Below are 25933 nucleotides of genomic sequence, written 5' to 3'. Positions count from 1 at the left end.
GGACTGTTTCAAAATCTCGACTTCCATGGCGGCGCGTTGCTGCATATCTCTCCTGAAACGCATTGCTCAGGAAACCGCCATGGAACTTGGTCTCTACACGTTCGCCGATGTTGATCCGAATACCCCGACAGGGGCGGGAGGGTGAACGGCGGCTCAGGAACCTGATCGAGGAAATTGAGCTTGCCGATCAGGTCGGCCTCGACGTTTTCGGCCTCGGCGAGCACCACAGGCCCGACTATGCGGCCTCTGTCCCCGCAGTCATCCTTGCCGCTGCCGCGGCGCGCACGAAGAAGATCCGCCTCACGAGCGCCGTCACGGTGCTCTCCTCCGACGATCCCGTCCGTGTCTACCAGCAATTCTCGACGCTGGACCTTCTTTCGGGAGGACGGGCGGAAATAACGGCAGGGCGCGGGTCCTTCATCGAGTCCTTTCCGCTCTTCGGCTACAACCTCGAAGACTATGATCAGCTCTTCTCCGAGAAACTCGATCTGCTTCTGGCGCTGAACGACGACGAGAAGGTTTCGTGGAGCGGGACCCTCAGGGCTCCGCTGAACGGCGTCGGTGTCTATCCGAGACCGCTCCATGGGCGGCTTCCGATCTGGATCGCCGTTGGCGGCACGCCCGAGTCGGTCGCCCGCGCCGGCGCCTACGGATTGCCGCTGGCGCTTGCGATCATCGGCGGAACGCCGGCCCGCTACAAGCCGCTGTTCGATCTCTATCGGGAGGAAGCGCGGCGAGCAGGTCACGAGCCGGCCAGCCTGAAGACCAGCATCAATGTCCACGGTTTCATTGCCGACACAACCAGCCTTGCCGCGGACCAGTTCTACGGACCCCAGGCCGAGGTGATGAACCGCCTCGGGCGCGAACGCGGATGGGGCCTGACGAGCCGGGCACAGTTCGACCAGGCCCACGGTCCATCGGGACACCTGTTCCTCGGCGATCCGGAAACGGTTGCGCGCAAGATCGTCGACCACTACATGATCTTCCGAAATGACCGGTTCATGCTTCAGATGGCGATCGGCGTCATGCCCCACGAGCAGATAATGCGGGGCATCGAGCTCTACGGCACCAAGGTGGCCCCGCTCGTCCGCGCCATGCTGGCCGAGGCGGGAGCTGTTGCGGCCAAGTCCGACGCCTGAAGCGCGGCCACTTTTCGGAAGGCGTGACGACGCGAACGCGTCGCGCGGGCGAAAGCGAGAGACGATGACGCTGACAAACGACGAGGATTTGCAGAAGATGCAGGCGATAGGCCGCATCTGTGCAAACGTATTGCAGGATATGGGGACGGCGTTGAGCGCGGGCATGACGACCGGCGAACTCGACCTGATCGGCCGGCGCCTGCTCGAAAAGGCCGGTGCACGTTCCGCGCCGGAGCACTGCTACAATTTTCCGGGTGCCACCTGCATCAGCGTAAACGAGGAAGTCGCCCACGGTATCCCCGGTGACCGCGTCATCGAGCCGGGCGATCTCGTCAACATCGACGTCTCTGCCGAAAGGGATGGCTTCTTCGCCGATACCGGCGCCTCCTTCACGGTCGGCAGGGTCGCACCTGCGATCGATCGCCTGTGCCGCGACGGCAAGCGCGCCATGTGGGTCGGTCTCAAGGAAGTTCGCGCCGGAAGGCCGCTTGCCTCCGTCGGCAATGCCATCGGCGCCTTCGCCCGCAGGAACCGCTACACGCTCGTCGCCAACCTCGCGAGCCACGGTGTCGGCCGGTCGCTGCACGAGGAGCCTTCTGAAATCGCCACCTGGCCGGATCCGCGCGAGAAGCGGAAAATGACCGAAGGCATGGTCTTCACCGTCGAACCCTTCCTGTCGCTGGGCGCCAACTGGGCCGAAGGTGGTGACGACGAGTGGACGCTCTACAGTGATCCGCGCGCGCCGACGGTGCAATTCGAGCACACCGTGGTCGCGACGCGCAACGGTCCGTTGATTTTGACGCTGCCGGGCTGATTCAGCCGAGCAGTTAGGCAGGCGGTTGGGGGCAGGAATAGCACCGGCTTCGTTCAGCGAAATCGATCCGAGCAATCAGAATTTGTCGTTTGCGCCACCGATGCTGCGGTGCAATAAAAGCCCATGCTACATTCACCACAGTCGTCCCCGCGCCATACCATCCCAATAGCGATCGGGGGTGCCGTGGCCATGGCCGCCGCCATGGGCTTCGGGCGGTTCTTCTTCACGCCAGTGTTGCCGGCGATGATGGCCGATCTCCACCTCGATGCATCGCAGACGGGCCTAATCGCATCGGCGAATTTTGCGGGCTACCTTGCGGGAGCGGTCCTTGCCGCGTACGGCTGGGCGGCGGGCCTCGAGCGTCGCCTGGCGCTCGCGGCGCTTGTCGCCAATGCGCTGCTGTTGGCGGCGATGGGGCTTGCCAGCACAATACCCGCCTTCATGATCATCCGCTTCCTTGCCGGCGTCACGAGTGCGCTGGCGATGATCTTCACCTCGGGGATCGTGCTCTCGCATGGGCTGGAGAGCAGGGACGGGCGCGTGCAGATACTGCATTTCTCTGGCGTCGGCCTGGGGATCGCGCTGTCGGCGCTCGTCGTCTATGCCATTCCATCTCTGGGATGGGGCAATCTTGCGGGGTGGCGGATCGACTGGCTCACCGGAGCAGCGTTTGTCGCCGCTGCGGTTGCCGTCGTGCACGTGCTCCTGCCTCGCGGCGAGGCGAGCCGGGACGCAAAGCCGGAGCCGGGGCTGAAATGGACGCCATCGCTCGCGGCCCTCACGCTGAGCTACGGCCTGTTCGGCATCGGCTACGTGGTAACGGCGACCTTCATCGTCGCAATCGTGAGAGAAAGCGGGCAGGGCGCCTTCCTCGAATGTCTCACATGGCTTGTTACCGGGTTCTGCGCGGCAGCGTCGCTCGCCGTATGGAAATCGTCGGAAAAACGCATCGGTGTCCTGCGATCCTACAGGTTTGCCCTGGTGTTCGAGGCGATTGGGGTTGCTGCCACGGTGGTGTTGCCGCCACCGCTGTCGGCTCTGGTCGGTGGCTTCCTGTTCGGCGCGACCTTCATGATCGTGACGGCCTACGGACTGCAGCTCGGGCGGATCATGGCCCCTTCGAGCCAGCGGCGGGTGCTCGCCACGATGACGGCGGCGTTTGGAATAGGCCAGATCATCGGGCCGCTGCTTGCCGGATGGATGGCGTCGGCGACCGGCTCCTACGGCGCGCCAAGCCTCGCGGCCGCGGTCATTCTCGCGGTCTCCGCCTGGGTCACACTTGCCGTGAAGCGCTGCTGATCCTCTATTAAATCTCGGTAATGGAGGCATGGCTGCATTGTTGCCACATGGAAACTGCTTTAGTTTCCACGCGAACCGGAGCGGACGACCCGCTCCTGCAATGAGAGTCTAGCGCCTTGTTCCATTCCTTCTTCCCCCAACCGAAAAAATTCTTCCTCTCCGCTCTGGCGTGGACGATCGTGGCTATCGGTCTTTGGTATTTTGCCGTGAAAGACCTGGGTGCTTATCTGGGGATACAGACACCTGCGGAACCGCCGGTCGGAGCGGCCTATTTCGTTACCGCCGACCAGATGTGGTTCAATCTGTTCTTCCTTGTCTGCTGCCTGGCGTTTGGTTGCGCGTGGAAGCTCTACGATGGGTCGCACCGCTGGTTCAATTGGTCGGTTTGGGGAAGCCAGCTGATTGTATTCCTGACTTATTTCGGCGTGCAGATCTCTCTTGCAGTCAACAACTGGCGACGTCCTTTCTGGGATCTGGTTCAGTCTGCGCTGGACCACAAGCCCGGAATCGTAGCGTGGGATTTCTACAGCCTGCTACTCAGCTTCTGCCAGATCGGCGCAATCGGTGTCGCGTCGGTCATCCTGACGCGCTTCTTCGCCAGCCACTACGTGTTCCGCTGGCGGACTGCCATGAACGAATACTATACGTCGCGCTGGCAGGAACTGAGAGGAATCGAAGGCGCCTCGCAGCGTGTGCAGGAAGATACGATGCGCTTTGCGCAGATCACCGAAGGTCTCGGCATCAGCCTGATCGATTCCGTGATGACGTTGATTGCGTTCCTTCCGCTTCTGTTCGGATTGTCTCAGTACGTTCCCGAACTGCCGATCATCGGTGCCGTTCCGCATGCGCTGTTCTGGCTGGCGCTGTTCTGGTCCGTCTTCGGAACGGGTCTTCTGATGGTGGCCGGTATCAGGCTTCCGGGGCTCTACTTCAAGAACCAGCGCGTGGAAGCCGCCTATCGAAAGGAACTGGTATATGGCGAGGACGACACGGGCCGAGCCGAGCCGCAAACCCTCAAGCAGCTGTACGACAATGTGAGGGTCAACTATTTCCGTATGTATTACAATTACTTGTACTTCAACGGAATCAGCGCGCTCTACGGCCAGGCCGATGCGATCTTCGTGTACTTCTTCCTGATCCCGACGTTCGTCGCTGGAACGATCACGTTTGGCCTCCTGCAGCAGATCCTCACGGCGTTCGGGCAGGTTTCCAACTCGTTCCAGTATCTTGTGAACCAGTGGTCGACCATCATCGAACTGCAGTCGATCCACAAGCGCCTCAAGGCCTTTGAAGCCGCGATCGACGACAAGCCTCTTCCTGAGATAGACGCAGAGTTCATTGCCGCCGGCGGCAACGAGGAGCTCGCCTGACCGGGCTTTGATGCTCAAGAAATTATCCCGGAAGCGGTCGGCGTTTCCGGGATAGAGACTACGCAAATGCGTAGATTGCGTCCGAAGGATTGCGTTACGCGCTCAGAGTGCTTCAGGGGCGGCCTCGCCCGCCTTCTTTTCCTTCGCCAGAATGTCCATCGCTTCCCGATGGCTGACACATGCTACATCCGGCTTGGCGCAGACTTCCGTTAGGAAGCGTTCCATCGCGCGCCAGTAGGCGCCACCGTTCATTTCCACGAAATGGAAGCCAAGCTGCAGGGGAACGCGTTCTCCCGCAAGCTGCTTGTCGAACGCGGCGCGATAGGCCGCAAGGGTACGCTCTTCGTACGTCGGGCCGTTCGCTACGTCTTCCTTTCCCTTCGAATGGCGGACGTAGAGATTGTAGTCCATCGCAATGACGGGCCGACTGGATGCGCCCTCAGGAATGAGAGGAAGAGCGAAGCGGACAAGGCCATCCGACTGGGCCGGAACGACAGGTCCCTTGGAGACAAGACTTGCATCATAGACGAAGCCAGCCTTCTTCAACGCGTCCGCCAGCGCCTTCCCCGAGGCGAGGTAGGGTGCGCGGAATCCCTTGATGTCGTTGCTGACGAAAGTCTGCCATTCCTTCGGCTCGCGTTCCGCGGCTCCGGCATTCTTCCAGCCGTCACGCAATGCCGCGCGGAAGAAGGAAAACTCCGCATCCCAGTCTGCCTCGTTCCATTTTGCTCCGTCGAAATGGCCGCAGGCGTGGCTTCCGATGTCGTGGCCTTCCTGGTGGGCGAGCCAGATCTCGCCGAGCCTCGTCACGACGTCATCCTTGTCGGGGGCAAATCCGACATTCGACCGGCCGCGTTTCTGATGCGGCGCCTGGTAGGTGCTGCGTTGCGACTTGTCGAAGAGGAAGGTGCAGGACAGGAAGTAGGTGAAATGTGCACCGGTCTTCCTGGCTATCGCCCGGCTCTTCTCCCATAGCCTGTTGTCGTGCGCGCCGTCGAAAGAGACGACCACGAGCTGCTTGCGGGCTGGTGGGGAGGAAGAAGCCGGTTCGGCGTGAAGGATATGAAGGGGCGCTACTGCGGCGCAGAGGGCAAAGGAAAAGAATCGAAACATGAGTACCGCGACAATTTGCTAAGGGGTGTCTATCGATTGTGAATGCGGCATTCCTTTGATCGGGCTGGAAAACATTCCCGCGGGAGGCTATCCCATCCAGGTCCCACATTTGGAGACGGGCGACGCTCTCATTTCATTCACGAAGGGTGAATTCTCATGGCACTGCTCATTGCCGGCATCGTACTTTTCATCGCCACACATCTCGTCCGCCCGCTTGCGCCAGGCCTCCGGGCAGCGGGAATTCAACATCTCGGCAAGCCCGTCTGGATGGGCATTCACGGGCTCGTCTCGCTTCTCAGCCTTGCGATGATGGCACTTGGTTTCGCCGAGGCACGGCTGACCGGCGGCATGCTCTACAACCCACCCGTCGCCATGCGGCACATTGCGCTGACTTTGATGCTGATCTCGTCGATCTGTCTCGTGGCTGGCTTCCTGCCGGCCGGGCATATTCGCGCCAGGCTGAAGTTTCCCGTGCTCGTTGCCATCAAGATCTGGGCGCTCGCCCATCTGCTCGCCAACGGCGAAAGCTATTCAGTTGTGCTCTTCGGCGCGATCCTCGCCTGGGCGGTCATCCTGCGCATCAGCCTGAAGAAAAGGATCGCGAGGGGAGAGGCCGTGCTGCCGCAGTTCGTCTCGGTGCGCTACGACCTCGTCGCCGTCGTTCTCGGCCTCGTGCTCTACGGAGCAATCGTCTGGAAGCTGCATGAATGGCTGATCGGCGTCTCGCCGCTCGCATGAGAGGCGGCTTTTCGCTGCGGCCCCCTTACAATGGCCTGAAAATCGGGTAGAAGGCCCAAAAATCATTTCTTGAACGAGAACGGCAACGCCTATGGCAAACCAGGACGACAGCTTTATCCGCGAGGTCAATGAGGAACTGCGATCCGACCAGATGCGCGCCATCTGGCGGCGTTTCGGCCGCATCCTCCTCGGGGCGGCGGTCCTGGTCGTTCTCGGGACCATCGGCAAGGTCGGCTACGACTATTGGCGCGATTCCGAAGCGTCGGCCGCTGGCGACCAGTTCCTGGCCGCGCTGACGCTGGTAAAGGAAAACAAGAAGGACGAGGCGCTTTCCGCGCTCTCCGAGCTCGAGAAGAACGGCTTCGGCTCCTATCCGGTGCTCGCACGCATGCGTTCGGCCTCGCTGCTCGCCGAGAACGGCGACGCGGAGGGTGCCGTCAACGCCTTCACCGCGATCTCGAAGGATGCATCGCTTCCGGAGGCGCTGCGCGACGCGGCCCGCCTGCGCGCCGCCTACCTGCTCATCGACACGGGCACCTACGAGCAGGTGTCCGCGCAGGCCGAGCAACTCGCGACGCCGCAGAACGCGCTACGCCATTCTGCCCGGGAAGTTCTCGGACTTTCCGCCTACAAGAACAACGACTTTGCCCGCGCCAAGCAATGGTTCGAGCAGATTACCAACGACGCGGAAAGCCCGCGCAATGTTGCCAACCGGGCGCAGATGCTGCTTGATCTGATTGCCGCGGACGGCAAGCTTTCCTGAGCCGCGTTCGCGCGGCGCAATCGGAACGGAAAACGTCATGAGCTTCACCGTCGCCATCGTCGGGCGCCCCAATGTCGGAAAGTCAACGCTGTTCAACCGGCTGGTGGGCAAGAAGCTCGCGCTCGTGGACGACACGCCGGGTGTTACCCGTGATCGCCGTCCGGGCGACGCCAAGCTCGTGGACCTGCGCTTCCGGATCATCGATACGGCGGGCCTCGAGGAGGCCGGCCCCGAAACCTTGCAGGGCCGCATGCGTGCCCAGACCGAGGCGGCGATCGACGAGGCCGATCTCTCGCTCTTCATCGTCGATGCGAAGATGGGGCTGACGCCCGTCGATCAGGCGCTCGCCGAAATGCTGCGCAAGCGCGGCAAGCCGGTTGTGCTCGTCGCCAACAAATCCGAGGCGCGGGGCTCCGACGGCGGCTTCTACGATGCCTTCACCCTCGGGCTTGGTGAGCCTTGCCCGATCTCGGCTGAACATGGGCAGGGCATGCTTGACCTTCGTGACGCCATCGTTGCCGCGATCGGCGAGGAGCGTGCCTTCCCGCCGAAGGAGGACGAGGCGGAGACTGACGTCGACGTCCGGCCGCAGGAGGTCGGGGCAGGGGACGACGAGGAGGAAATTGAGGCGGCCTACGACGAGACCAAGCCGCTGCGCGTGGCGATCGTCGGTCGCCCGAACGCCGGCAAGTCGACGCTGATCAATCGCTTTCTCGGCGAGGATCGACTGCTGACCGGCCCGGAGGCCGGCATCACGCGCGATTCGATCTCGGTCGAGTGGGAATGGCGCGGCCGGACGATCAAGATGTTCGATACGGCCGGTATGCGCCGGAAGGCAAAGGTCCAGGAGAAGCTCGAAAAGCTCTCCGTCGCCGACTCGCTCAGATCCATCCGTTTCGCCGAAACCGTGGTCATCGTTTTCGATTCGACCATTCCCTTCGAGAAGCAGGATCTGCAGCTGGTGGACCTCGTCATCCGCGAGGGGCGTGCCGCCGTGATCGCCTTCAACAAATGGGACCTCATCGACGATCCGCAGGCCGTGCTCGCGGACCTGCGCGAGAAAACGGACCGTCTGCTGCCGCAGGCACGCGGCATCCGCGCGGTGCCCGTTTCGGGACAGACCGGCCGCGGCCTCGACAAGCTGATGCAGGCGGTCGTGGACACGGACCGCACGTGGAACCGCCGCATCTCGACCGCCAAGCTCAATCGCTGGCTCGAGGCGCAGCAGATCCAGCATCCGCCACCGGCTGTCTCGGGGCGGCGCCTGAAGCTCAAATACATGACGCAGGTCAAGGCCCGCCCGCCGGGCTTCATGATCGCCTGCTCGCGGCCGGAAGCGCTGCCGGAATCCTACGTGCGCTATCTCACCAACGGATTGCGCAACGATTTCGAGCTGCCGGGTGTGCCGATCCGCATCCACTTCAAGGCGTCGGACAATCCGTTCGAGCCTAAGAAGAAGCGCAAGATCTACTGAGAGTGCATCCAGGGCGATAGGCCCACTACCGGCATCCGTCACGGCTGCCGGTAGCTGGAACTTCTGGCGCGGGACTAGGGCCTTTGCGGCAATTCGAGTTCCGGCAAGAGCTCCTTCGCGACGAGGGCGCCGTGGTGCTGGATGACCGCGGCCGCGAGCCTTGCGGCGAAGGCCGCGGAGGCGTCCGCATCGCCGTCCACTGCGTAGCGGGCCAGAAAACCTCCGTTGAAGCTGTCACCGGCGCTTGTCGTGTCCACGATCGTCTCGACGCGCGTCGCCGGTACATGGCTAAGCTTGCCGTCGAATGAGAGCGTCGCGCCGTTGGCGCCGTCCTTTACCAGGATGTCACGAACGCTGAGACCGGCGTAGCGCGCGATCGTTTCAGCGACCGAACCATCGCCGAAATGGACCACCTCATCTTCGAAGCTCGGCATGACGAGTGTCGCGGCGCGGGCGCCGTCGCTGATCACCTGCCGCATGCGTTCTCTATCGGGCCAGAGCCGCGGGCGGATGTTCGGATCGAAGGCGACAAGCTTGCCCGCAGCCTTGGCGCGGCGCAATTCGGAAAGCAGGGTTTCGACGCCGTCCGGGGAAAGGATCGCCAGTGTGATCCCCGAGAATACGATCATCCTCGAGGCTTCGAGCGCCTCGCGCAGCCGCGCGGGATCGTCTGCCAGCAACTTGGCGGCGGAAACGGACCGCCAGTAGGTAAAGCTTCGCTCGCCGTCCTTGAGGTCGATCATGTAGAGCCCCGGAGAGCGGCCTTCGACCCGACGGATCAAATCGGTTCCGACCCCGCGCTCGCGCATGAAGGCGAGCATCTCGTCGGAAATCGAATCGTCGCCAACTGCGGTGAAATAATCGACCTCCCAGTCCGAGGGCAGGAAGAGGCGGCCATAATAGGCGGTGTTGAACGTGTCGCCGGCGAAGCTCTTGCGCATAAGGCCACCGCCCGCCTGCATAACCTCCACCATGCATTCGCCAATCGAAAGCAGCCGTCCTGCCATTCCGTCGCTCCTCTGTTACCTGTGACGGAACGAGGAGATACTGTCAAAGAGCTGACGGGGCAAGGAGATCCCCTCGCGCTCCGCCTTTTCTCGGGCGGCGAGGCGACCCGCTCCGGGCACATGCACGCCATACTCGTCAGAGAGTCGGTCGAGATGAGTCCCGAGGCGACTTTCGAAATCCCCGGCGAGGAGCTGGGGAGCGATCGCGAGAATGAACAGCCCCGCACCCGGGCTGCGCTCTCCGGAGCGGAAATCCGGGGCATCGAGCGACCAGTTGGCGCCGCCGATCCCGGCTGCAAGGATCTCGACCATCAGCGCGATATTGGCCCCGCGCGATCCGCCAAAGGCGAGGAGGGCGCCCCTGATCGCGGCGCGTGCGTCAGTCGTCGGCTCGCCGCTCTCGTCCACCGCCCAGCCGGGAGGGATGGCTTCCTCCCGCTCGGCCGCCTCCGCAATGTTGGCGAAAGCTGTTGCGCTGGAGGCCTGATCAATGACGAGCGGCGGGCCGTTTGCGCGTGGCGCGGCGAAAGCGAGGGGGTTGGAGCAGAACACGGGCCTGCGACTTGCCGGCGTGGCGAGCATCGCCGGGCCGTTGCAGGCAGCGAGTGCCGCAAGGCCGGCATCGGCCAATCGCGCCGTATACCAGCCGAGTTCCCCGGTGGTGTAGCCATTGTGGCTGGTGAAGATCACCAGTCCGAAGGTCCGCGCCTTGGTGACCAGTTCGTCGAAGGCGATCTCAAAGCCGAGCTGGGAGATGCCGCCGCCCGAATCGCATTTCATCAGGGCCGGGACCGGCGACGTGATGAGCGGCTCCGCGTGCCCCTGGATGCGCCCGGCCCTGAGGCTTTCGAGAAAAACGACTAGATGACGCAGACCGACGGATGGCTTGCCAACCAGTTCCGCATCTATCGTTGCACGCGCGAGCACGGCTGCCATCGCCTCGCTGGCTCCGGCAGAAAGGAGGGCCGATCGCGCCAATGCGATTGCGTCGCGCACTGGCAGGATGATGGTTTCGGCCGAAGCTTCCATCGTGTCCCCCTGTTTCGAGCAATGGGTTCAGGGCGCAGGTAACATAGTCGCTTTCCCGCCCGTGACCAACCCGCAGCGAAGGGCAGGCCATTCTGCCTCCATCGTCGACGGTTGCATTTACGGATGCCTGCCGGCGCGATAGACATTACCTGTCCCGCCGCAGGAGTTCCCCATGACGACATCCGTTCGCGACACCGCCAAGCAAGCCGCAGATGCGGATTGGTGGCGGGGCGCCGTGCTCTATCAGGTCTATCCCCGCTCTTTCCAGGATACGACGGGGGACGGTATCGGGGATCTCAAGGGGATCAAGGAACGCCTGCCGCACATCGCTTCGCTCGGGGTCGATGCGATCTGGTTATCTCCGTTCTTCAAGTCTCCCATGGCCGACATGGGCTATGACGTATCGGACTACTGCGACGTCGATCCGATGTTCGGGACACTCGCGGATTTCGACGCCATGCTTGCCGAAGCTCACGCGCTTGGGATCAAGGTAGTCATCGACCAGGTGATCTCGCACACATCCGACCAGCATCCATGGTTCAAGGAAAGCCGCTCCAGCCGGGAAAACGCAAAGGCCGACTGGTTTGTCTGGGCCGACCCCAAACCCGACGGGACGGCTCCCAACAACTGGCTATCGGTCTTCGGCGGACCCGCTTGGGAGTGGGACGGCGTGCGCCGGCAGTACTACATGCACAACTTCCTGACCTCGCAACCGGACCTGAACTTTCACAACAAGGAAGTCCAGCAGGCGGTTCTCGATGCGGCACGGTTCTGGCTCGATCGCGGGGTCGATGGTTTCCGGCTCGATACCGTCAACTACTACTTCCATGACAGAAAGCTCCGGAACAATCCGCCCCACGAGCCGGACGCGGAAGAGGCCGGGCTCGACGCCCCCGACGTCAACCCCTACGGCATGCAGAATCACCTCCATGACAAGACGCAGCCGGAAAACGTCGCTTTCCTGAAGCGGTTCCGCAAGCTTCTCGACGGCTACGAGGGGCGAACGTCCGTCGGCGAGGTGGGTGACGGTGCGCGCTCGCTGAAGACCGTTGCCGAGTACACAAGCGGCGGCGACAAGCTGCATATGTGCTACACATTCGACCTGCTCGGCCCGGATTTCACCGCGGCGCACATCCGCGACTGCGTTTCCCGCTTCCAGAAGCTCGTGGCAGACGGTTGGGTATGCTGGGCCTTTTCCAACCATGACGTCGTTCGTCATCTCAGCCGATTTATCGAACAGCCGGAGGAGCGCGAACGCGTGGCAAAGCTCGCCATCACGCTGCTTTCCACCCTGCGCGGATCGATCTGCCTGTATCAGGGCGAAGAGTTGGGACTGACGGAGGCGGACCTCGCCTTCGAGGATCTACGCGACCCCTATGGAATCCGGTTCTGGCCGGCCTTCAAGGGACGGGACGGTTGCCGCACACCGATCCCGTGGGAGGCCGGCAAGGCCCATGCGGGTTTCAGCGCGGGCAAGCCCTGGCTGCCGGTGCCCGAGGTGCATGCGCGTCTCGCGGTGGACAGCCAGGAAAAGATGTCCGGCTCCGTTCTCAACCACTATCGCAGTACGCTGATCTTCCGGAAGGACATGCCGGTGCTTCGGGACGGGGAAATGACCTTCGTTCCCTCCAACCAGGACCTTTTGGCCTTCACCCGCGAAAAGGCTGGGGAGAAGCTGCTCTTCGTCTTCAATCTTACCCGTGAGAAGGCCGAGTTCACGCCACCGAAATCCATGAAGCTCGGGGAAGCGGTTTCCGTTCCCGGATTCGGTGCGAAGCTCAAGGAAGGAGCGATCGAACTCGACGCACTCGACATGGCGTGCATCAGGCTCTGACGCCTCCAAGCCGCCAGTATCTTCTTATGAAGAAGCAGGTTGCGCGAATCTATGCGCGACTGAAATACTTATGGTTGTTTCCGCTTTGCTCTGAGGGTTCGCGGGAAACCGAGATCGTGTATTGATTTTCCGTTTGAATCCTACATCCGCACTTCCGTCCCGGCTTCTTTTGTCATAGGTGCAATGAATGTCGCCTGCGCGTGCGTTGCGCCGTCGAAAGGATGGTGTCGCCACCGCGGCCACAACACAGTCCTTGCAATAAGAATCTGGAATCACCCATGGAAAACCCAACTGATGGAACCTCGCGTCCGGCCAGGCTATGGTTGTTCGTTCTCGGAGCGATCGTAACGCTTGCGGGCCTTGCCTTCGCAATCGGCGGGGCAAAGCTCGTGTCGTTGGGAGGAAGCTGGTACTTCCTCGCGGCAGGCGTGGGTATCGTCGTCTCCGGTATCCTCGTCATGCGGCGCAAGCCGTCCGGCGGCTTGCTTTTCGGGCTCGTCTTCCTGTTGACGGCCGTGTGGGCAGTATGGGACGCCGGGCTGGAATTCTGGCCCCTGATCTCCCGCCTTCTCGCCATGGCGATCGGCACATCGGTGATCGCGTTCTCCTATCCGCTTTTGCGGCGCGCCGCGGGGCTTGCCCCGGCCTACGCCTCATCCTTTGCGGTCGGCGGCGTGCTTGCGATCGCGTCTGCCGCGGCGCTTGCCGCCATGTTCGTACCGCACCCGACGGTCGGCGCCAGCGGCAATGCGCCGGCTCTGACGGCGGTAACGCCAGAGACCGAGCAGAAGAACTGGGAGCACTACGGCAATACCGCCGGAGGGAGCCGTTTCGTCGCCCTCGACCAGATCAACCGCGACAACATCAAGGATCTGCAGGTCGCCTGGACCTATCACACGGGAGACACTCCGATCAGCCCCGGCGCCAACGGTGCCGAGGATCAGCAGACCCCGCTGCAGGTCGGTGATCGCGTCTTCCTCTGCACGCCGCACAACAACGTCATCGCCGTCAATGCGGATACGGGCAAGGAACTCTGGAAGACTGAAATCAACGCCGAATCTTCGGTCTGGATGCGGTGCCGGGGCCTTGCATACTTCGACGCGACGGCTCCCCTCGCACAGCCGACGGTGCCGGGCTCGACGCCGGTGACCCCGTGACGGTCGCGCCAGGCGCAGTTTGCGAGCGTCGGATCCTGATGAACACCATCAAGGCCGAACTGATCGCTCTCGATGCCGACACGGGTGCATTTTGCCCCGACTTCGGCACCAACGGCCGGGTCGATCTCAAGATCGGCATGGGTGACGCTCCTGATCCGAGCTATGTGCTGACCTCGGCTCCCACGCTTGCCGGAACGACCGTCGTCGTTGGCGGCCGGGTCGCCGACAACGTGCAGGTCGACATGCCCGGCGGCGTCATGCGCGGCTTCGACGTCGTGACAGGCGCGCTGCGCTGGGCGTTCGATCCCGGAAATCCTGATATCACGCTGCTGCCACCCTCGGGCGAGAGCTATACCCGCAGCACGCCCAACGTCTGGGCCGCGATGTCCTATGATCCGGCGCTGAACACCGTGTTCATGCCCGTCGGCAGCCCCTCCGTCGATCTGTGGGGCGTCAGCCGGACACCGCTGGATCACAAATACGGCGCCTCGATGCTGGCGCTGGACGCCACGACCGGTCGTGAGAAGTGGGTCTACCAGACCGTCCACAACGACCTTTGGGATTTCGACGTTCCGATGCAGCCGACCTTCTTCGACTTCAAGAAGGCCGACGGCACCAGCACTCCGGCACTGGTCTTCGGCACCAAAGCGGGACAGCTCTATGTTCTCGACCGGGCTACCGGCCAGCCGCTGACGGAAGTGAAGGACTTCCCGGTCAAGCCGGGCACGATTCCGAACGAGCCCTATTCCGCCACGCAGCCGAAGTCCGTCGGCATGCCGCAGATCGGCGCGGAGACGCTGACGGAGTCCGACATGTGGGGGGCAACGCCGTTCGACCAGCTGCTGTGCCGCATCGCCTTCAAGGAGATGCGTTATGACGGCCTCTATACGGTGCCGGACACCGACCTCTCGCTCAGCTTCCCGGGCTCACTCGGCGGCATGAACTGGGGCGGTCTTTCGATGGACCCGAACAGCGACTACCTGTTCGTCAACGACATGCGTCTCGGCCTCTGGATCCAGATGTTCGAGCAGGAGCCTGACAGCGGGGCGACCAACGCGGGGGTGAGAGCACCAACACCGGCATGGGCATGGTTCCCATGAAGGGGACGCCCTATTCTGTGGTCAAGAACCGCTTCCTTTCGCCGCTCGGCATTCCTTGCCAGAAGCCCCCTTCGGCACGATGACCGCCATCGACATGAAGACCCAGAAGGTCGCCTGGCAGGTGCCGGTGGGGACCGTCCAGGATACGGGGCCGCTCGGCTTCAAGATGGGCCTGCCGATCCCGATCGGCATGCCGACCCTCGGCGGCACACTCGCGACCCAGGGCGGTCTCGTCTTCATCGCCGGCACCCAGGACTATTACCTCAGGGCCTTCGATACCGCGACGGGGGAAGAGGTCTGGAAGGCCCGGCTGCCCGTCGGCAGTCAGGGTGGCCCGATGAGCTACAAGTCGCCGACCACCGGAAAGCAGTACATCGTGATCTCGGCTGGCGGAGCTCGGCAGTCGCCTGACAGAGGCGACTATGTGATCGCTTTCGCGCTCCCGAACTGACCCGGACGCAGACGCACACAAGGAAAAGGCGCCCCAGGGGCACCTTTTCTGTTCGTGCAGATGGGTGGGGAGCTGCCGGACGCATGGTGACTTCTGGCGGAGCTTCTCGGGCCGCTGCTGGCGGAACCGGCACCCGTCGTTGGCGATCGCGCGGCAGCAGGTTCACACGATGAGCTCGAACCGGTCCACGTCCACCATGCCCTTGTCGGAAATCTTCAGGTGGGGAATGACCGGCAGGGGAAGGAAAGCAAGCTGCAGGAAGGGTTCCTCGAGTGTTGCGCCGAGGCGGTAGGCGGCCTGGCGCAGATGGTGCAGGGTGTCGCGCACCTGCTCGTAGGGCTCGAGGCTCATCAGGCCCGCCACGGGTAGGGCGATCTCACCGGTGACCTTGCCGTCCTCGACCACGACGAAGCCGCCCTTGATCTCGCGCAGCCGGTTCGCTGCCGCGGCCATGTCGTCCTCGTCGACGCCCACGACGCATATGTTGTGGCTGTCGTGCCCGACCGTGGAGGCGATGGCGCCCTTCTTAAGGCCGAAGCCCTGGACGAAGCCGTTGGCATGGTTACCGTTCTTGCCATGCCGCTCGATCACCGCGACCTTGATGATGTCGCGATCGAGGTCGACGGTGGTCTGGTTGCCGCGACCGGGAAGGCGGTAGCGCCTGTGCTCGGTAATGATCTTTCCGGGTATCACTCCGATGACCGGAGTTTCCCTGTCGGAGACAGGAACCGCGAACTGTGCTGCGCTGACCGGACGCGCCTTGACGCTGTCCAGCCCGACGGGCGCGACCGTGTTTCGGGAAGCGAACAGCGCGTCGGTCACCCTTCGCCCGGCTGAAAACACGATCTCCGCCCTGCAGTCTTCCAGCGTGTCGATCACCACGAGATCGGCACGCCAGCCGGGCGCGACCAGGCCGCGGTCCCTGAGGCCGAAGGCCTTCGCGGCGGAAATCGAAGCTGCCCGATAGACGGCCAGCGGCGCCCTGCCATGGTTGATGGCCGTGCGGATCATGAAATCGAGGTGTCCTTGCTCGGCGATGTCGAGCGGATTGCGATCGTCCGTGCAGAGCGCAATGAAAGGGGAGAGCCGCTCGGTGATGACGGGCATCAGCGCTAGCAGATCCTTGGAGACGGATCCTTCGCGCACGAGAATGTGCATGCCCTTCCTGATCTTCTCCAGCGCCTCCTCGGCGGTTGTGCATTCGTGGTCCGTGCGGATGCCGGTCGAAAGATAGCCGTTGAGGTCGTAGCCGCTGAGCAGGGGGGCGTGGCCATCGATATGTCCGCCCTGGAAGGCCTCGAGCTTGGCAAGGCAGATCGGGTCCTTGTGGACGACGCCCGGGAAGTTCATGAACTCGGCAAGACCGATCACCTTGGAGTGCGACCGGAACGGCAGCAGCCTTTCGACCGGCAGGTCGGCGCCAGCGGTTTCGAGATGAGTTGCCGGGACGCAGGAGGAAAGCTGCACCCGAATGTCCATGATCGTCTCGAGCGCCGAGTCGAGAAAGAACTGGATCCCCTCGGTACCCAGAACATTGGCGATTTCATGGGGATCGCAGATGGCAGTCGTGACCCCGTAAGGCAGGACACAGCGGTCGAATTCGTGCGGCGTGACGAGAGAGGATTCGATGTGCAGATGCGTGTCGATGAACCCGGGCACCACGATCCTGCCGGAAATGTCGATCTCCTCGACGCCACGGTACTCCCCGCATGTGCCGACGATACGGTCGCCGCAGACGGCAATGTCCGAGGACACCAACTCGCCTGTCACGAGATCGAAAAATTGTCCGCCCTTGAGCACGAGATCGGCCGGTTCGCGGCCCGTGCCCTGGTCGATGAGGTTTTCGAGGCGTCTGGACATCTTGTTCCTCGTTGGTGTCGTCTCCCTGCATGGCGGGGAGGATGTTGTCTGGCATTCGCCTATCGTTTTGCCCCCGCTGCATGGTCCGGATCAAGCCCCGGTCGACTTTTCCTGTCGCATGGAGGAACTAGCGGTCGCTTCGACAGTCGAGGTAGATCGCAGCAACGGTCAAACCGGCATCGCGAGGATGCCGGCTGAACGATTGCCGCGGAAGGGGCGGGCTGCGCCTTAGGCGATGGAGACCAGGACTTCCCGAAGCTTGCCAAACAGTTCGTCGATCTGCGGCTTCTCGATGATCAGCGGCGGGGAGAGGGCGATGATATCGCCGGTCGTGCGGATCAGCAGGCCCTTCTCATAGGCTTTCAGGAAGGCGGTGAAGGCCCGTTTTGTCGGTTCTCCGGCAATCGGCGCAAGTTCGATTGCCCCGATCAGACCGACGTTGCGGATGTCTATGACGTGCGGGCAGTCCTTCAGCGAATGGATCGCGTCCTCCCAATAGGAGGCAAGCTCCGAAGCCCGGGTGAGCAGACCTTCTTCCTTGTAGGTGTCGAGCGTGGCGAGTGCCGCGGCGGATGCGATCGGATTGCCGGAGTAGGTATAGCCGTGGAAGAACTCGATCAGATGCTCGGGGCCCGTCATGAAGGCGTCGTGGATCTCTGACGTGACGAACACCGCGCCCATCGGAATGACGCCGTTGGTGAGCCCCTTGGCGGTGGTGATGATATCCGGCTTCACGTCGAAGTACTGCGCCGCAAAGGGGGCGCCGAGGCGGCCATAGCCGGTGATGACCTCGTCGAAGATCAGGAGAATGCCGTGCTGCGTGCAGATCTCGCGCAGCTTCTGGAGGTAGCCCTTCGGTGGAATGAGCACGCCGGTGGAGCCCGCCACGGGTTCGACGATGACGGCCGCGATGGTGGAGGCGTCATGGAGCGTTATGATGCGGTTGAGTTCCGAAGCGAGATCGCCGCCATGCTCAGGTTCTCCGCGCGAGAAGGCATTCTTTTCTGGGAGGTGGGTGTGGGGCATGTGATCGACGCCCGAGAGGAGCGTGCCGAACATCTTGCGGTTGGAGACGATGCCGCCCACCGAGATGCCGCCGAAGTTGACGCCATGATAGCCGCGTTCGCGACCGATCAGCCGCGTGCGCGATCCATTGCCCTTCGCACGGTGGTAGGCAAGCGCCACCTTGAGGGCGGTCTCAACCGATTCCGAGCCCGAATTGGTGTAGAGGACGTGATCGAGACCTTCCGGCGCGATGTCGACCAGGCGGTTCGCAAGTTCGAAGGCCTTGGGGTGGGCAAGCTGGAAGGCTGGCGCATAGTCGAGTTCGCCGGCCTGTTCGGCAATCGCCTCCGTGATCTTCGGCCGGCAGTGACCGGCATTGACGCACCAAAGGCCCGCGGTCCCGTCCAGCACGGTGCGGCCGTCATGGGTCTTGTAATGCATGTCCTTCGCGCTGACGAAGAGGCGCGGTTCCTTCTTGAACTGGCGGTTTGCGGTAAACGGCATCCAGAAGGCACGCATGTCATTGGGGGCGGTCAGGCGATTGGACATTGAGATCTCCGTGGTCTTCGGGCGGGGGCCAATCCCGTGGTGTGAACAGATTCATTCCGCGGGGCAGGGTAGCGATGCACCTTGCGGCGTCAAGCCGCCGGCGGCGCAGTTCGGCTGGCCACGGGCCAACCCTGTCGGACCGCGAGGGAATGGGAATGAAGGAAACGGCAAGGTTTGGGCAAGGAAGCCGTGACAGCTTATGCGTGTCTCACGGGATCGGCCGGCCAAGGGCAAAGAATGGCCGCGCCGCAATGGCGATGACCCCATCGCGTCAGGTGATCAGAACATCGCCTGACGCCCGGAGTTTCCAACCGGTCAACTCCGGATCAGGCGATCCGCAATTTCTTCTCGCCTAAAACCTGGCTCCGTGTGCCATAGATCTTGTCCAGCGCCGCCAGAATTGTCAGCACGGCTTCGGACTTGCTCGAATAGTAGATGGTCTGTGCGTCACGACGGGTCGTGACCAGGTTTTGGGCCCGCAGTTTCGAAAGATGCTGCGAGAGGGCCGATTGGCTCAGGCCAACTCGATGCGCAAGGGCTCCGACCGCGACTTCGCCCTCTACCAGCGTTTGCAAGATCAGCAAACGCTTTGGATTGGCCATAGCGGACAGGAAGTCCGATGCGACTACGGCCTGTGCTTGTTCACTGTCAGATATCATATCCATACGAAACCTCGTTCGGATGCGTGCGCTGCAAATTATGAGACTTTTGATCAACTCAAGTTAAGCATATAAACAAAATCGAACACATCAAGGGCAAGAAATGGGGGTAGCTAGCACACGCTAAACGCTAGTTTTCGGTCACTGCACGGCATTTTTTGAGGGATTCGTGCAGTTTCTTGCGTGTTTTCGCTGTTCAGCTTCCAGATCTCGCCTCAGTCGCCAAACGCACAAGCAGCGGTCTGAGTTCCATCGGATCCTGAATTTCTTGTTCGAACGCCAGCCGGACGAGTTCGTCGCCAAGAGACAGGTCGAGCCCGGCCGCGTCGATAGCAGTGAGTTTCCAGTTTCCGGGCTGAGCCTTGCACAGTCGCGTCGCATAGAGGCCGACCGCGTCGGCATGGTCGGCGTTCATGTGATCAATCGAAGCGCTTTCGATTTCTGCGAGAGACAGGCAGGCCGGAGACCCTATCATCAGGTCCCCTCTGGTGAGCACGTAGGCCTTTCCGAACCCGCCGTTGAGATGCGCCTGGGCCGGAACGAGGCGAAAGAATACGAAGTCCGGAAAGTCGACGTAAAGCTTGGCCTTGGGATGGCGCCGGACGAAGCGTTCCCGCAAGCGCGCGTATACGGTGCTTTCCCGTGATACTTCCTCGGCTTTAGCGAGAACCGTCAGCCGTGGATGCGCAAGCGGATCGCCCTTGCCCGGCTCGCCGGCGAGCAGCGAGGAGCGTCCATCCCTGCGAAGCGCGCGGGTGTGCACCGAGAGCCCGGAGACGAGGATGACGGGAACGCCGTCGACATCGATGCCGGTCAGGGTGCGGCTGGCGAAAGGAAACTGGGTCTCCGGTTCAATGACCGCGAGCGCGCAGCTGCGCGCAGAACGAAGCAGGGAGCGGGCGAGCCCGATCGCTTCGTCATCCGTTTCGCGCAGGACGCTTGGCCGGTCCTCTTTCTGTTCGTTCATTCCACCCTCCTATCTGGCGGGGCCTCGCGGACCCGCCGTTGCGAGGGTCATTCGCGGCGACGATGCTGCGTCAGGCCCTCGACCACATTCTGTGCGCTGATGGTTCCTATGACGGCGCCATTGTCAACGACGCCGATCTGTCCGGGTTGCTTCGACATGGCGTCGAGAACATCCACGAGAGGCGTATCGGGCCGGGCCGTCGCCGTCACGCCCCCGCTTGCCGCGGCCACGCCGTACTGCATGACATCGCGCGCCGTCAACATGTTGATCGGGTTCATGTTCTGCACGAAATCCGCCACGTACTGGTTGGCGGGATTCTTGACGATATCCTGCGGCGTGCCGCACTGGATGATGCGTCCGCCTTCCATGATGGCGATGCGATTGCCGATGCGGAAGGCTTCGTCGAGGTCGTGGCTGACAAAAATGATCGTCTTCTTGAGCCTGCGCTGGAACTCGAGAAGCTCGTCCTGCAGTCGGGTGCGGATCAGCGGATCGAGGGCCGAGAACGGCTCGTCCATCAGCAGGATCGGCGCGCCGGTCGCAAAGGCACGCGCCAGTCCCACACGCTGCTGCATGCCGCCCGACAACTCGTTGACCTTGCGATCGGCCCAGCGGGTGAGATTGACGAGCTCGAGCTGTTCGGCCACCCGCGTTTTCCGCTCGGCATCGGGCATCCCTGCCAGTTCGAGGCCGAAGCCGACATTCTCGGCGACCGAGCGCCAGGGCAGCAGGGCGAACTGCTGGAAGACCATCGATACCGTGTGCATGCGGAAGTCGCGGAGCGCCTTCGGCGAGGTCTTGTAGGGATTGATCGGCCCGGATGGCGTCCTGACTTCTACGCCGCCCCTGACAACCGGGGCAAGCCCGTTGACGGCGCGAAGCAGCGTCGACTTCCCGGAGCCGGAGAGCCCCATCAGCACCAGAATCTCGCCTTCCGTAATGGTCAGCGAGGCACCGGCGACGCCGAGCACGAGGCTCGTCTCCGAGCCGATCTCCTCACGGCTCTTGCCGGCGTCCACCATGGCGAGCGCCCGTTCCGGATTCTCGCCGAAGATGATGTCGACGTCTTTGAAGACCACGGCATCGGTCATGCTGCATCTCCTTCATCGGGCGCGCGGAAAAGCCGGTCGAGTATGATCGCGAGGATAACGATGCACAGACCCGCTTCGAAACCCATGGAGATATTGACCGTGTTCAGCGCCCTGACCACGGGAACGCCGAGGCCCTTTGCGCCGACGAGGGCAGCGATGACGACCATTGAAAGCGACAGCATGATGGTCTGCGTCAGGCCGGCCATGATCTGCGGCATGGCAAAGGGAAGCTCGACCTTGCGAAGGACCTGGGACGGTGTCGCTCCGAACGCCTGCGCGGCTTCCACCAGTGACGGCGGCGTCGAGATGATGCCGAGCCGTGTCAGGCGGATCGGCGCAGGAATTGCGAAGATCACCGTGGCAATGAGGCCCGGCACCATGCCTAGGCCGAAGAGAATGAGCGCCGGGATGAGGTAGACGAAGGTCGGGATCGTCTGCATCAGATCGAGGATCGGGCGCAGGACGGCATAGAACCAAGGACGCCGGGCGGCGGCGATGCCGAGCGGGACGCCAACGACCATGCTGACGCCGGTGGCGGCAAGAACGAGTGCCAGCGTCTCCGTCGTTTCCTTCCAGTAGCCCTGGTTCACGATCAGCAGCAGACCCACGAACGTGAAGGCCGCGACGCCAACGGAGCGCCGGAAGTACCAGGCGAGCGCAGTCACCAGCACGATGATGAAGAGCGCATAGGCCAGGTTGCCATCACCACCGCCGGCAAAGGGGCCCTGCAGCACAAAGAGCACCGCGTCGATGCCTGCCTGCAGGAATACCTTCAGGAAGTCGAAGACACCCTTGCCGTTCGAGGTAAGCCAGTTGACCCCTTCCTTGGCCAGGGGGCCAATGGGGATCTTGAAGTTAGTGAGCCAATCCACGGAATCTGAACCCTGTTCACAGGTTGAAAGGGAGTCGCCGAGAGCGAGGAAGGCGGGAAGTGTCTTCCCGCCTTCCTTTGTCTATCAGAGACCGAGCGCGGTCTTCACTGCGGCGAGGCCATCGCCACCGTCCTTCGTCGTGACGCCGGCAAGCCACGGCTCGATCGCCGCGGCATTTGCTTTCAGCCATTCGGTGGCGGCGGCTTCCGGATCCTTGCCGTCATTCAGGATCTTGCCCATGATCTCGTTTTCCATCGGAAGCGAGAACTTCAGGTTCTTCAGAAGCTGGCCGACGTTGGGGCACTCGGTGGTGTAGCCCTGCCGCACGTTGGTGTAGACGGTCGCGCCGCCGTAGTTGGCGCCGAAGATGTCGTCGCCGCCCGAAAGGTAGGTCAGCTTGAAGTTGGAGTTCATCGGGTGGGGTTCCCAACCCAGGAACACGATCGGTGCCCCGTCCTGTTCGGCGCGGGCGACTTCCGCAAGCATGCCCTGTTCGGAGGATTCGACCACCTCGAAGCCCTTCAGGTCGAAGGTGCCCTTGTCGACCATATCGATGATCAGCCGGTTGCCGTCATTGCCCGGTTCGATGCCGTAGATCTTGCCGCCGAGCGCGTCCTTCTGGGCCGCGATGTCCTTGAAGTCCTTGATGCCGAGTTCCTCGCCCTTCGCGTTCGTGGCGAGCGTGTACTTTGCGCCTTCCAGATTTTCCCGAACTGTCTCGACGGAGCCATCTTCGCGGAAGGGCTTGATGTCGGCTTCCATCGTAGGCATCCAGTTACCGAGGAAGACGTCGATGTCCTTGTTCTTCAGCGACGTGTAAGTGACCGGTACGGAAAGAACGGTCACTTCCGTTTCGTAACCCAGGCCTTTCAATATGCTTGAGACGGTCGCGGTCGTGGCGGTGATGTCTGTCCAGCCGACATCCGAGAAGCGGACGGTGGAGCAGCTCTCGGCTTCGGCCGCAGATGCCCCGGAGGTGCTGATTGCGTAGACAGAGACGGCTGCGGCGAGCGCGATGGTAAAACGCGATGCGAATTTCATTCCTGTAATCCCCTCAATATTATTTGTTGATGTTGTTAATGCCGAAGCCAACCACCAAACCAATGACATTTCAAGCCATCTAGCGTCTTGCGATAGCTCGTCTGCGGCTAGTTTATTTTACTGCGTTTCGCAATCTGACGGATGAATGTCGTAATGAACGGGGCCTGCTCTTTCCTGTGATTTTTGTACCGCAAACTCTGGAAAATCCGGGCGCGCCGGGGCATGAACGGCCGCGGAGAAATTCATGGCCAAACTCTACTTCCACTACGCGACAATGAACGCGGGAAAGTCCACGTTGCTGTTGCAGGCGTCGTACAACTATCAGGAACGCGGCATGCGGACCGTGACCCTGATCGCGTCTTTCGATGACCGCGCCGGCAAAGGACGCATCTCGTCGCGTATCGGGCTCCAGTCCGATGCAATCGCGTTCGATCCATCCGATGATCTTCTCGCCCTGATCGAGCGCCTTGGTGGCGACGGTACAGGGAACATTGCCTGTGTTTTCGTCGACGAAGCCCAGTTCCTGTCTCCCGAGCAGGTTTGGCAGCTCGCCCGCATCGCCGATCGGCTCGGCATACCGGTGATGGCCTACGGACTTCGCACGGATTTCCAGGGCAAGCTCTTTCCGGGATCCAATACGCTGCTCGCCATCGCGGACGAACTGCGGGAAGTCAGGACGATCTGCCACTGCGGACGCAAGGCGACGATGGTGGTGAGGCTCGGGGCCGATGGCAGGGTGATGAAGGAAGGTGCGCAGGTGGAAGTGGGCGGGAACGACAAGTACGTTTCCTTCTGCCGCCGGCATTGGGAAGACACGATGAATGAAGCCGTCGGACGCGAGGACGAGCCCGCGGGCGCCGGCATCAAACGGATGATTGCCGAGGTCTGCGAAAGCGAACAAACGTGAAGAGGGCGATTATCGCGGGCCTGCTGGTTTCATTCCTCTCCGCCGGTCCGTCGGAAGCCGGGGGCGATGCGGAGGCGGGGAAGGCGGTCTTCCGGAAATGCGCCACCTGCCATTCGACGGGGCCGGTCAATCGCGTCGGGCCGTCGCTTCAGGGCATCGTCGGGCGACCAGTCGCCGCTATTGCGGACTTCAGCTATTCGCAAGCGATGCGGTCATTTGCTGCCGACGGCAAGCGCTGGGACGAGAACCGGCTGGCCGAATACCTCGTCGCGCCGAGGGCGATGGTGCCCGGCACCGCGATGACGTTTCCCGGGCTGCGCAAGCCGCAGGACATCGCAGACCTGATTGCCTATCTGAAGGATTCCGGCGCCGCGCACTGAAGAACTGCGCGTTGTCCCCGATCGCTGCCCGCGTGAAAAAATGATCGTCGGCCGAACAATCTTCGGTCGCGGCCTTGAGACGTGTTCGCGCATCCCCACATCATGTCTCGAACCGTTTCGGTGTATTCTGACGGCCGTTGCATCATACAATGTGTTGATGGCGCTGGCAGAATAATTCCCGTGACGGGCGCGTCTGGTTTCGCAGCAACAGGGGGAACGAAATGGCCACACTCCAGAATTTCGACGCGGAGATCGAACAGACACGCAGCGTCGTGGAGCAGATGCGGGGCAAGCTCGAACAGTCGGGCACTGTTCTCGACCAGTTCGCCAAGGCGGATACGAAACTAGGCGACGTCAATTTCGACATCGAGAATGCCCGCATTCAGGATGTGATCAATCAGCAGAAGGTGATGGAGGCCAATATCGCCGACCTCATCATCGGGCTCGAAGATGCGACGAACGTGTTCGGCTCCGAATTCGAGAGCATGAAGAGCTATACGGGCTACGAGAAGTTCATCGGCGTTTTCTCCAAGCAGAAGATGCAGCGGATGCGCACGGACCGGGTGCGCAACATGTCGCTCGCCGGCAACCTGCAGGAGCTTCTGTCGAAGTCCGACACGATCGTCGGGATTCTCAAGGAGCAGAAGTCCATCCTGGACCAGCGCTACAAGACCTCGGAGGCAAGCCTCATCGAGGTGATCGAGCGCCGCAAGGGGACTACGGCCAGCCTCGAAGCCGTCCAGAAGCGTATCGAGGAACTCAACCCCATGCTCATGGATATCGAAAACCGGATCGCCGCCTCGACCGAGCAGAAGGTCCGCACCGAGCTGGAGGGCGAGCGCTCGCGACTTGCGACCGAGTACAACGAGAAGCAGGCGAAGGAGCAGGAACTCCTGGCGGAGAGCCAGACCCTGGAGCGCTACACGTCGATGTTCCAGACGTTCGTCGATTCGCTGAACAACCAGATCGCCGCGCAGAACACGCTGATCAACAAGCTGACCATCGATACCGAGCAGCGCATCGTCCTCTACAAGGCCCTGGAGGACTCTCTGAAGACAGCGGCGCAGCAGGATGTCGCCCACAGGATCAACACGCTTGGCAGCAAGGTCGACACGGCGGCGGAAGAAACGATGGCCGGCATCGGCTCGGCGGCGCAGCGCCATATCGGCGACCTGCTGGAGATGCACGAAAAGAACATGCTCGGCAGCCAGGACATCCAGCGCCGCAAGAAACTCGCCGACGATGCCTTTGCCCGGCGCTTTGCGGCGGTGATGGAAAAGCACAACACCGCCAACTACGTGAAACAGTGATGGA

Annotated in this window: 20 protein-coding genes and 2 pseudogenes; 12 read left to right on the top strand and 10 right to left on the bottom strand. The window is 62.2% G+C overall.

Annotation, left to right across the window (positions count from 1 at the left end; all coding sequences use genetic code 11):
• Window positions 1–79: 79 nt before the first annotated feature.
• From F3Y30_RS18830 to sbmA, 4 genes and pseudogenes are all read left to right on the top strand, one after another.
• Window positions 80–1139: pseudogene (locus F3Y30_RS18830) on the top strand (LLM class flavin-dependent oxidoreductase).
• A gap of 64 nt (window positions 1140–1203) precedes the next feature.
• Window positions 1204–1953, top strand: a complete 750-nt coding sequence (gene map, locus F3Y30_RS18825) for a type I methionyl aminopeptidase (RefSeq protein WP_203424205.1) — start codon at window positions 1204–1206, stop codon at window positions 1951–1953.
• Between the two features lie 189 nt (window positions 1954–2142).
• Window positions 2143–3252 carry a YbfB/YjiJ family MFS transporter gene (locus tag F3Y30_RS18820; protein ID WP_348649871.1) on the top strand — a complete coding sequence of 370 codons (1110 nt, stop codon included), beginning with the start codon at window positions 2143–2145 and terminating at the stop codon, window positions 3250–3252.
• A 116-nt stretch (window positions 3253–3368) separates the two neighbouring features.
• Entirely contained in the window at window positions 3369–4622 is a 1254-nt protein-coding gene (gene sbmA / locus F3Y30_RS18815) for a peptide antibiotic transporter SbmA (protein ID WP_203424203.1), read from the top strand.
• Window positions 4623–4724: 102 nt separating this feature from the next.
• On the opposite strand, the gene F3Y30_RS18810 is transcribed toward sbmA, so the two are convergent.
• Window positions 4725–5735, bottom strand: a complete 1011-nt coding sequence (locus tag F3Y30_RS18810) for a polysaccharide deacetylase (protein ID WP_203424202.1) — start codon at window positions 5733–5735, stop codon at window positions 4725–4727.
• Between the two features lie 156 nt (window positions 5736–5891).
• Between F3Y30_RS18810 and F3Y30_RS18805 the strand changes: the two genes are divergently transcribed.
• The 3 genes from F3Y30_RS18805 to der all read left to right on the top strand — a co-directional run bounded on the left by F3Y30_RS18805 (window position 5892) and on the right by der (window position 8710).
• The gene (locus F3Y30_RS18805) at window positions 5892–6473 is read left to right on the top strand and encodes an NnrU family protein (RefSeq protein WP_203424201.1); all 582 of its coding nucleotides are present in this window, start codon (window positions 5892–5894) and stop codon (window positions 6471–6473) included.
• A gap of 91 nt (window positions 6474–6564) precedes the next feature.
• Complete coding sequence (locus tag F3Y30_RS18800; RefSeq protein WP_203424200.1) at window positions 6565–7236, top strand: tetratricopeptide repeat protein; 672 nt, start codon at window positions 6565–6567, stop codon at window positions 7234–7236.
• A 37-nt stretch (window positions 7237–7273) separates the two neighbouring features.
• On the top strand, window positions 7274–8710 hold the full coding sequence (gene der / locus F3Y30_RS18795) for a ribosome biogenesis GTPase Der (protein ID WP_203424199.1): 1437 nt from the start codon (window positions 7274–7276) through the stop codon (window positions 8708–8710).
• Between the two features lie 74 nt (window positions 8711–8784).
• Here the strand turns inward: der and F3Y30_RS18790 are convergent, their stop codons facing one another.
• Entirely contained in the window at window positions 8785–9717 is a 933-nt protein-coding gene (locus F3Y30_RS18790) for a sugar kinase (protein WP_203424198.1), read from the bottom strand.
• A gap of 15 nt (window positions 9718–9732) precedes the next feature.
• Window positions 9733–10746, bottom strand: coding sequence for an Ldh family oxidoreductase (locus F3Y30_RS18785; protein ID WP_203424197.1), 1014 nt, complete (start codon window positions 10744–10746; stop codon window positions 9733–9735).
• A gap of 172 nt (window positions 10747–10918) precedes the next feature.
• On the opposite strand from F3Y30_RS18785, the gene F3Y30_RS18780 reads away from it, so the two are divergent.
• Together F3Y30_RS18780 and F3Y30_RS26750 are read left to right on the top strand one after the other, a co-directional pair.
• Window positions 10919–12580 (top strand): alpha-glucosidase, encoded by a 1662-nt coding sequence (locus F3Y30_RS18780; RefSeq protein ID WP_203424196.1) that lies wholly within the window; start codon window positions 10919–10921, stop codon window positions 12578–12580.
• A gap of 278 nt (window positions 12581–12858) precedes the next feature.
• Window positions 12859–15288, top strand: a pseudogene (locus tag F3Y30_RS26750) (glucose/quinate/shikimate family membrane-bound PQQ-dependent dehydrogenase).
• 162 nt (window positions 15289–15450) lie between these two features.
• On the opposite strand, the gene ade reads toward F3Y30_RS26750, so the two are convergent.
• The 7 genes from ade to F3Y30_RS18740 form a co-directional block, all read right to left on the bottom strand.
• Entirely contained in the window at window positions 15451–17148 is a 1698-nt protein-coding gene (gene ade, locus F3Y30_RS18770) for an adenine deaminase (RefSeq protein ID WP_203424195.1), read from the bottom strand.
• Between the two features lie 228 nt (window positions 17149–17376).
• Window positions 17377–18702, bottom strand: coding sequence for an aspartate aminotransferase family protein (locus tag F3Y30_RS18765; RefSeq protein ID WP_203424194.1), 1326 nt, complete (start codon window positions 18700–18702; stop codon window positions 17377–17379).
• Window positions 18703–19028: 326 nt separating this feature from the next.
• Complete coding sequence (locus F3Y30_RS18760; RefSeq protein ID WP_203426681.1) at window positions 19029–19361, bottom strand: metalloregulator ArsR/SmtB family transcription factor; 333 nt, start codon at window positions 19359–19361, stop codon at window positions 19029–19031.
• A gap of 196 nt (window positions 19362–19557) precedes the next feature.
• Window positions 19558–20328, bottom strand: coding sequence for a HugZ family protein (locus tag F3Y30_RS18755; RefSeq protein ID WP_203424193.1), 771 nt, complete (start codon window positions 20326–20328; stop codon window positions 19558–19560).
• Between the two features lie 47 nt (window positions 20329–20375).
• On the bottom strand, window positions 20376–21419 hold the full coding sequence (gene choV / locus F3Y30_RS18750) for a choline ABC transporter ATP-binding protein (RefSeq protein WP_203424192.1): 1044 nt from the start codon (window positions 21417–21419) through the stop codon (window positions 20376–20378).
• On the bottom strand, window positions 21416–22291 hold the full coding sequence (choW, locus tag F3Y30_RS18745) for a choline ABC transporter permease subunit (RefSeq protein WP_203424191.1): 876 nt from the start codon (window positions 22289–22291) through the stop codon (window positions 21416–21418). Before choW ends, choV begins: the two co-directional genes overlap by 4 nt.
• A gap of 84 nt (window positions 22292–22375) precedes the next feature.
• Window positions 22376–23332, bottom strand: coding sequence for a choline ABC transporter substrate-binding protein (locus F3Y30_RS18740; RefSeq protein WP_203424190.1), 957 nt, complete (start codon window positions 23330–23332; stop codon window positions 22376–22378).
• A 244-nt stretch (window positions 23333–23576) separates the two neighbouring features.
• On the opposite strand from F3Y30_RS18740, the gene F3Y30_RS18735 reads away from it, so the two are divergent.
• The 3 genes from F3Y30_RS18735 (at window position 23577) to F3Y30_RS18725 (ending at window position 25929) form a co-directional block, all read left to right on the top strand.
• Window positions 23577–24239, top strand: coding sequence for a thymidine kinase (locus F3Y30_RS18735; RefSeq protein ID WP_203424189.1), 663 nt, complete (start codon window positions 23577–23579; stop codon window positions 24237–24239).
• Window positions 24236–24619 (top strand): cytochrome c family protein, encoded by a 384-nt coding sequence (locus F3Y30_RS18730; protein WP_203424188.1) that lies wholly within the window; start codon window positions 24236–24238, stop codon window positions 24617–24619. Before F3Y30_RS18735 ends, F3Y30_RS18730 begins: the two co-directional genes overlap by 4 nt.
• 221 nt (window positions 24620–24840) lie before the next feature.
• Window positions 24841–25929: a hypothetical protein gene (locus F3Y30_RS18725; RefSeq protein ID WP_203424187.1), complete on the top strand. Its 1089-nt coding sequence runs from the start codon at window positions 24841–24843 to the stop codon at window positions 25927–25929.
• Window positions 25930–25933: the final 4 nt, after the last annotated feature.

The organism is Sinorhizobium sp. BG8 (assembly GCF_016864555.1).
Taxonomy (GTDB): domain Bacteria; phylum Pseudomonadota; class Alphaproteobacteria; order Rhizobiales; family Rhizobiaceae; genus BG8.
This window is presented reverse-complemented; position numbering and strand designations above follow the sequence as displayed.

What these genes read in the sequence shown, in the direction of transcription:
- F3Y30_RS18780 (WP_203424196.1), top strand. Translation starts at nt 10,919, where the DNA reads ATGACGACATCCGTTCGCGACACCGCCAAGCAAGCCGCAGATGCGGAT.
- F3Y30_RS18735 (WP_203424189.1), top strand. Translation starts at nt 23,577, where the DNA reads ATGGCCAAACTCTACTTCCACTACGCGACAATGAACGCGGGAAAGTCC.
- F3Y30_RS18760 (WP_203426681.1), bottom strand. Translation starts at nt 19,361, where the DNA reads ATGATATCTGACAGTGAACAAGCACAGGCCGTAGTCGCATCGGACTTC.
- F3Y30_RS18810 (WP_203424202.1), bottom strand. Translation starts at nt 5,735, where the DNA reads ATGTTTCGATTCTTTTCCTTTGCCCTCTGCGCCGCAGTAGCGCCCCTT.
- F3Y30_RS18800 (WP_203424200.1), top strand. Translation starts at nt 6,565, where the DNA reads ATGGCAAACCAGGACGACAGCTTTATCCGCGAGGTCAATGAGGAACTG.
- F3Y30_RS18725 (WP_203424187.1), top strand. Translation starts at nt 24,841, where the DNA reads ATGGCCACACTCCAGAATTTCGACGCGGAGATCGAACAGACACGCAGC.
- der (WP_203424199.1), top strand. Translation starts at nt 7,274, where the DNA reads ATGAGCTTCACCGTCGCCATCGTCGGGCGCCCCAATGTCGGAAAGTCA.
- map (WP_203424205.1), top strand. Translation starts at nt 1,204, where the DNA reads ATGACGCTGACAAACGACGAGGATTTGCAGAAGATGCAGGCGATAGGC.
- F3Y30_RS18755 (WP_203424193.1), bottom strand. Translation starts at nt 20,328, where the DNA reads ATGAACGAACAGAAAGAGGACCGGCCAAGCGTCCTGCGCGAAACGGAT.
- F3Y30_RS18785 (WP_203424197.1), bottom strand. Translation starts at nt 10,746, where the DNA reads ATGGAAGCTTCGGCCGAAACCATCATCCTGCCAGTGCGCGACGCAATC.
- F3Y30_RS18805 (WP_203424201.1), top strand. Translation starts at nt 5,892, where the DNA reads ATGGCACTGCTCATTGCCGGCATCGTACTTTTCATCGCCACACATCTC.
- F3Y30_RS18765 (WP_203424194.1), bottom strand. Translation starts at nt 18,702, where the DNA reads ATGTCCAATCGCCTGACCGCCCCCAATGACATGCGTGCCTTCTGGATG.
- F3Y30_RS18820 (WP_348649871.1), top strand. Translation starts at nt 2,143, where the DNA reads ATGGCCGCCGCCATGGGCTTCGGGCGGTTCTTCTTCACGCCAGTGTTG.
- F3Y30_RS18790 (WP_203424198.1), bottom strand. Translation starts at nt 9,717, where the DNA reads ATGGCAGGACGGCTGCTTTCGATTGGCGAATGCATGGTGGAGGTTATG.
- ade (WP_203424195.1), bottom strand. Translation starts at nt 17,148, where the DNA reads ATGTCCAGACGCCTCGAAAACCTCATCGACCAGGGCACGGGCCGCGAA.
- choV (WP_203424192.1), bottom strand. Translation starts at nt 21,419, where the DNA reads ATGACCGATGCCGTGGTCTTCAAAGACGTCGACATCATCTTCGGCGAG.
- F3Y30_RS18740 (WP_203424190.1), bottom strand. Translation starts at nt 23,332, where the DNA reads ATGAAATTCGCATCGCGTTTTACCATCGCGCTCGCCGCAGCCGTCTCT.